The following is a 1,033-nucleotide window of genomic DNA, read 5'->3' as shown; positions in this document are numbered from 1 at the left end:
GCCCGGGGGGCAGCTGGGCTTCTTGCCGGGCGGGCGGTGCGCGGTAGGGCCGGGCCGGTGGCCTGTTGCCAGCGGGAGCGCACGGCATTCAGGTCGGCCAGCGCCCTCCGGCTGCCGGTGATCAGCTGGTGGGGGCTGTTGGCCGGGTCGTCGGTGAAGGCGAGGATGCGGACGGCGACGGTCTGCGCGCGGCTGATCAGGGCCCGCTCCAGGACCTTCTCGCCCCAGTGCTCGGGGGAGCCGACCGGCGTGGAGAGCAGGGCCAGCAGATCCCCGGGGGCGATCCCGTGTACGAGGAGGCCGCGGTGCTGGGCTTCCCAGAGCACCGTGATCGGGTCGACCGGATCACCGCGATGGGTGAGCGCGGCCAGGCACTGCCACAGCGCCGCGTGCAGAGGCAGCGCGAAGTCCTCGGGCACGAGCCAGCGCATCTGGCTGGTCTCGGCGGGGTACGCGGTCGCCGTCGCGATCAGGAGGCGTTCCTCGTCGAGTGCGTCCTCGCTGGTGTCGCGGGCGGGTGCCGCCGGCAGTGGGATGCGGGGCAGGGAGCCAGGGTGCGGGGCGAAGCGGCCGGAGAGGTCGTCCAGGAAGTGGGCGAGGGCGTCGGCCTGCTGGACGGTGGCCTTGCCGCGGTGGGGCAGGGCAGTGTCCACCGCGGTCTGGGCCAAGCGCTCGGCGTGGAGGCGCAGGCTGCGGCGGGCGTGGTCGGCGCGGACCATCCGCGCGTACGTGGCCGCATGGCTCGGCCAGGGGCACACCTGAATGAGGGTATGCAGATAGGAGGCAGTCAGCCCGGGTGCATGGCGGCGGGCCGCGTCCAGGACGGTGTTCAGCCAGGCCGGGCTCGTACGGTGCTGCTCGGCATCGGGTGCGGGCGCCGTACGCATGGCGCGGAACAGCTCGCCGTGGGCAGGGTGGGCGAAGTGGCCTGGCTCCAGCGGGCCGACCTCGTCGAGGCGGTGGGGGTCCAGCAGGAGGGCGCCGAGCAGGGACTGTTCTGCTGGCCCCCTGCTGGACCCCCACCGCCTCGACG

The 1,033-nt window shown here is 74.2% G+C and carries 1 protein-coding gene; it reads right to left on the bottom strand.

Annotation, left to right across the window (positions count from 1 at the left end; all coding sequences use genetic code 11):
- On the bottom strand, positions 1 to 971 hold a 971-nt coding region (locus ACJA3G_RS37535; RefSeq protein ID WP_406557479.1), incomplete at its 3' end, for a DnaB-like helicase N-terminal domain-containing protein.
- Between the last annotated feature and the right edge of the window lie 62 nt (positions 972 to 1,033).

Origin of the sequence: Streptomyces sp. YS-3 (assembly GCF_045257485.1) — a bacterium.
Taxonomy (GTDB): Bacteria; Actinomycetota; Actinomycetes; order Streptomycetales; family Streptomycetaceae; genus Streptomyces.
Note: the sequence above shows the minus strand (reverse complement) of the source record. Positions and strands in the feature narration are given on the sequence as shown.